This is a genomic window from Arachidicoccus sp., assembly GCF_050436765.1.
Classification (GTDB): domain Bacteria; phylum Bacteroidota; class Bacteroidia; order Chitinophagales; family Chitinophagaceae; genus Arachidicoccus.
On the sequence record NZ_JBNQGD010000028.1, the window covers coordinates 1 to 5,524 of the forward strand.

Here is a 5,524-nt window from a genome sequence, read left to right on the forward strand (position 1 = left end):
CTTTACATTATTTTCTGAATTGGCGCAATTAATCGTTTTGGCTTTGGGGATTTATTTGGTTTCAAAGGGAGAATTTACAATAGGGTTACTTATAAGTTTTATCGCCTATTCGGATAGTTTCTACAGGCCTTTAAGGCAGATTGCAGCCTTGTGGGCGGGTTTTCAGACCGCTATGGCCGCCTGGGATAGAATTTCGGTAATACTGAGTTTAGAATCTACTTTGACCGAAAAGCCGGTAAATGTCGACTTGCAGACTAAAGAGACTTCTTCAGTTATTGAATTTAGAAATGTTTCTTTTCAATATCCAGAAGGCAAAAAGGTTTTGCACCATATTAATTTTAATATGCTTGCTGGAAAAACGTATGCTTTGGTTGGTCCGACCGGGGGAGGCAAAACAACTACCGCATCCTTAATTGCACGGTTGTATGATCCCACCGAAGGAGAGATTTTGTTAAACGGCATGGATATTCGAACTTACAAATCGGAGGAAAGGGCAAAAGAAATTGGGTTTATTTTGCAAGAACCGATTTTATTTACGGGAACACTACGTGAAAATATTTTGTATGGTAATGAATTGTATCAAAAAAGCACAAATGAAGAGTTGACCAGAATTATACAGGAAGCGGGATTGACAGGGCTTTTGATGCGTTTTGAAAAAGGATTAGATACAGAATTAAAAGCCACAGTTGATTCGATTAGTCTTGGGCAAAAGCAATTGATTGCTTTCATTCGTGCAGTTTTACGTAAGCCGAAAATTTTGATATTGGATGAAGCAACTGCGAATATTGACACTGTTACAGAAAAGTTATTGGAAGAGATTTTAAATAAATTACCTAAAGAGACGACCAGAGTTATTATTGCACATAGACTCAATACGATTGAGAATGCAGATGAAATTTTCTTCGTGAATGCTGGTAAAGTTACTGCGGCCGGTACACTGGATAATGCACTGGATATGCTTTTGGAAGGAAAACGCGTAAGTTAGGTTTTAATTATGCATTAATGGGCACAATATATTTTTTCCCGTTTGACCGTAATTTGATGGGAATGTTTTCTAGAATCGCTTGCTTAATAGCATTCACTAATTTTCTTTTTACAAAATCTCTGTGTGTAACTATTCCAACTTCTCGAACAGGTGCAGGAGATCTAAAATGACGTAATCTTTGTTTGTCTTTTTCGTTCATATCAAATGTTGCTAGCTCGGGCAAAATGGTAATACCATCGCTTGCGTCTACCATTCTGCGAAGTGTTTCCAAGCTGCCGGCTTCATACTCGAAGTGCGTGCCCCCATAGCTGTGCTTGCGGAGCTCACACAAGTTAATAATCTGAGAACGAAAGCAATGTCCTTCTTCCAAAAGCAATAATTTATTGGGGTCGATATCTTTTGATAAGATAAAACTTTTCTTTAATAACTTATTTTTACTCGAGGTGTAAACCAACATTTCTTCATAAAAGAGTGGATCTTCTTTAATACCTTTTTCATTGAGAGGTGTTACCAAAATGCCCATATCTATTTGGCCTTCACGTAATTGTTTAATTAAGGTTGTTGTGGTTAGTTCAATTACATGTAATCTTACCTGAGGATATTTCTTTGTGAATGGAGGAATAAATAATGGTAATAAATAAGGTGCGAGCGTTGGTATTACTCCGACTTTTAATTCTCCTTTTATTAAATCTTTTTTAGAAGAAATCATTTCCAATAAAACATCTTTTTCCGCTAATATTTTTCTCGCCTGCTCTATTATTTCTTCACCCGCTATAGTTGGGACAACTGGCTGTTTACTTCTATCGAATATTTTTACGGCCAATTCCTCTTCCAACTTTTGAATTTGCATACTCAATGTTGGTTGGGTAATATGACAACTTTCGGCAGCTTTGGCAAAATGCCGGTGAATATTTACGGATAAGATATATTCAAGTTGTGTAAAAGTCATTATCAATATTTTCGATGAAGGTATAAAAACAATTGATTAATTCTATGGCTCAGAAAACTTACATTTGTTATCGATGGGAAGTTTTGTAAATTTAATTATCTCATAATAAAACAAGTTTTTAAATATGGAAAATAATGAAAGCAGCAGCAAATGTCCATTTCATGGAGCTGGAAACTCAAAGAGGAATACTAGTCAGAATTGGTGGCCAAACCAGTTAAAAATCGGTGTTTTACGGCAACACTCCCCTTTATCAAATCCGATGAGTAAAGATTTTGACTATGCACAGGCATTTAAAAGTCTCGATTTTAAGGCAGTTAAAAAAGATTTAGCGACATTAATGACAGACTCAAAAGATTGGTGGCCGGCGGACTTCGGTAATTATGGCCCTTTAATGGTACGCATGGCTTGGCATAGTGCAGGGACTTATCGCATTGGAGATGGCCGCGGCGGCGCAGGCGGAGGACAACAACGTTTTGCGCCTTTGAATAGTTGGCCGGATAATGTAAACCTTGATAAAGCACGCAGGTTGCTTTGGCCTGTTAAACAAAAATATGGTGAGAAAATATCTTGGGCTGATTTGATTGTGCTTGCCGGGAATGTTGCTTTGGAGTCTATGGGGTTCAAAACATTCGGTTTCGGAGGAGGGCGCCCAGATCAATGGGAGCCTGAAGAAGACGTATATTGGGGTTCCGAAACAGAATGGTTGGGAGATAATCGTTATTCGGGAGAAAGAGAATTAGAAAATCCATTGGCCGCCGTTCAGATGGGACTTATTTATGTAAATCCAGAGGGCCCCAACGGCAAACCTGACTATCTTGCCGCGGCTGTGGACATTAGAGAAACTTTTGCCCGTATGGCAATGGATGATGAAGAAACGGTGGCACTTATTGCGGGTGGGCACACATTTGGTAAAACACATGGTGCTGGGGATGCTTCTTTGGTAGGGGCTGTGCCACAAGAAGCAGATCTCGAAGAACAAGGTTTGGGTTGGAGAAGTACCCATGCTTCGGGTGTGGGAATTGATGCGATTGGTGGTGGTCCCGAAGTGATTTGGTCTGAATTTCCAACAAAATGGAGCAATAGTTTTTTCGATATTCTATTTGGCTTTGAATGGGAGTTGACCAAAAGCCCTGCCGGCGCTTATCAATGGGTGGCTAAAGATGCCAAACCTATTATTCCAGATCCGTTTAATGCTGATAAAAAACGTTTACCTACGATGCTGACAACAGATTTGTCTTTGCGTTTTGACCCTATTTATGGAAAAATATCCAAACATTTCCATGAAAGCCCCGATGCATTTGCCGATGCATTTGCTCGTGCCTGGTTTAAACTGACTCATCGTGATATGGGGCCGCGTTCAAGATATTTAGGGCCGGAAGTTCCTGAAGAAGTTCTTATATGGCAAGATCCAATTCCGGATATTAATCATAAATTAATTGAGCAAGATGATATTGTTGCATTGAAAGCAAAAGTGTTGGCATCTGAATTATCTATAGCTCAATTGGTTTTGGTTGCTTGGGCCTCCGCCTCTACATTCCGCAATTCTGATAAACGTGGTGGCGCTAATGGTTCGCGTATTCGTCTAGCTCCGCAAAAAGATTGGGAAGTGAATAACCCTGCCCAGTTGGTGAGAGTTTTAGATGTTTTAGAAAGGATTCAAAAAGATTTTAATAATGCGCAAACTAATGGCAAAAAGGTTTCTCTTGCTGATTTGATTGTTTTGGCCGGTACGGCTGCAGTAGAAAAAGCCGCAGCAAATGCAGGGCATAAGGTTACCGTCCCCTTTATGCCGGGCAGAATGGACGCTTCGCAAGAACAAACAGATGTCGAATCTTTTGAGCCGTTAGAACCATTGGCGGATGGTTTTCGTAATTATTTAAAACATAAAAGCTCTATACCAACGGAAGCCATGTTGATTGATAAAGCTCAATTACTTACTTTACTTGCACCTGAAATGACGGTGCTGATGGGTGGTATGCGCGTATTGGGGGCCAACTTTGATGGTTCTAAATATGGTGTATTTACAGATACTCCTGGAACACTTTCCAATGATTTTTTTGTCAATGTACTGGATATGGATAACGCCTGGAAGGCGATTGATGAATCTCAACAATTGTACGAAGTCCGCGACAGAGCTACCGGAAAAGTTAAATGGATGGCGACACGTGTTGATCTTATTTTTGGTTCCAACTCGGAGCTGAGAGCACTTGCAGAAGTTTATGGGAGTGACGATGCTAAGGGGAAATTTGTAGAAGATTTCGTAGCCGCTTGGGATAAGGTAATGAATTTGGATCGTTTTGACTTAGCGTAGCGACAATATAAAAAAGCAAAAACACTTGCAAGAACGTTCTTGCAGGTGTTTGATTAATTATTTTTGTCTAATAATCTATATCGATTATTTAGGACGACACAAATTCATTTTCTCTTTATTTTTCATAAAAATTTCTCCGATGTTTCATTCTATCAAAGACTCATTGTGGATGAATGGAGAGATGATCTGGTCTTTGCTGCTTGTTAAATTGTTGCCCTAAAGCTGTTTTCCTTTAAACCGAAATTTCCTTCATTTGGCGCTGCTTTGCCTTCGACCTAATATAGCGTAAGTTTAGGAGTTAAGTTCTTATGCCAAATGAAACTTTTGGAAATAAGCTCGTTGGAATCTATCGTTAAAATGAAATAAACCAAGAATAAACCAAGGAATAAACCACCGCTTTAAGAATAACCGTGATTATTGTACTAAGGGCGTCATTGTTTAGCTTATTTTATATAGCCTCTTTCTATTAATATCTTTGTTGCTGGTTCTAAATCTTTTTCCTTAACTAAAAGTTTTACTTTATCAACAATATTTGCATAAATCTGAGAAGCCAATTCATTTTGTAGTAGGGTTTCTATTCCTTCTGACTCTAAGTAGTTACTTGCTAAATTTACTTCCAAAGGTGTACTAGAACTAAATACTATTTTCCAGCTATCCATATTTGAGTTTTTAAGATTCATTAAACGGGTAGTAAAGATCGGATTAAAATTGAAGAATTCAGAAAATAGTTTTTACCGTATTCGACCTTTTTATTCTAAAAATAAAAATGAGTCCTTCTTTTTTATACACAATTTTTACATCCTAAATTAAAATAGTCTTTCAAAACTTATCTTTGTTGCTATGGCAAAATCAGCGGGCGTGACGCCTTTAATGCAACAGCACAAAGCGATTAAACAAAAATATCCTGACGCAATTTTATTATTTCGGGTAGGTGATTTTTATGAAACTTTTGGAAGTGATGCTATAAAAGCTGCGCAGGTTTTGGGTATTACTTTGACCAAGCGCAATAGCGGGGACCCCAATGCAATGGAACTTGCTGGTTTTCCTCATCATTCGTTAGATACTTATTTGCATAAATTGGTAAAAGCCGGTTTCCGTGTGGCTGTTTGCGACCAACTAGAAGATCCAAAACAGGCAAAAGGCATTGTAAAACGCGGAGTTACTGAGTTAGTTACCCCCGGTGTAGCAACCAGCGATAAGCTATTGGAATATGATACTAATAATTTTTTAGCAGCTATACATTACACCGATGATAACGTAGGGATTGCCTTGCTCGACA

At 38.5% G+C, this 5,524-nt stretch carries 4 protein-coding genes and 1 pseudogene; 3 read left to right on the forward strand and 2 right to left on the reverse strand.

The features are described 5' to 3' along the window. Positions 1-985, forward strand: a 985-nt coding sequence (locus ACQR30_RS01080; protein ID WP_429730036.1) for an ABC transporter ATP-binding protein, incomplete at its 5' end; no start/stop codon positions are given. A gap of 7 nt (positions 986-992) precedes the next feature. On the opposite strand, the gene ACQR30_RS01085 is transcribed toward ACQR30_RS01080, so the two are convergent. Then, positions 993-1,934, reverse strand: coding sequence for a LysR substrate-binding domain-containing protein (locus tag ACQR30_RS01085; RefSeq protein WP_429730039.1), 942 nt, complete (start codon positions 1,932-1,934; stop codon positions 993-995). Between the two features lie 124 nt (positions 1,935-2,058). Between ACQR30_RS01085 and katG the strand changes: the two genes are divergently transcribed. Then, entirely contained in the window at positions 2,059-4,245 is a 2,187-nt protein-coding gene (katG, locus tag ACQR30_RS01090) for a catalase/peroxidase HPI (RefSeq protein WP_429730042.1), read from the forward strand. A 443-nt stretch (positions 4,246-4,688) separates the two neighbouring features. Here the strand turns inward: katG and ACQR30_RS01095 are convergent, their stop codons facing one another. Continuing rightward, positions 4,689-4,904: a DUF2007 domain-containing protein gene (locus ACQR30_RS01095; RefSeq protein ID WP_429730045.1), complete on the reverse strand. Its 216-nt coding sequence runs from the start codon at positions 4,902-4,904 to the stop codon at positions 4,689-4,691. Positions 4,905-5,085: 181 nt separating this feature from the next. On the opposite strand from ACQR30_RS01095, the pseudogene ACQR30_RS01100 reads away from it, so the two are divergent. Then, positions 5,086-5,524: pseudogene (locus tag ACQR30_RS01100) on the forward strand (DNA mismatch repair protein MutS); the annotation flags it as partial.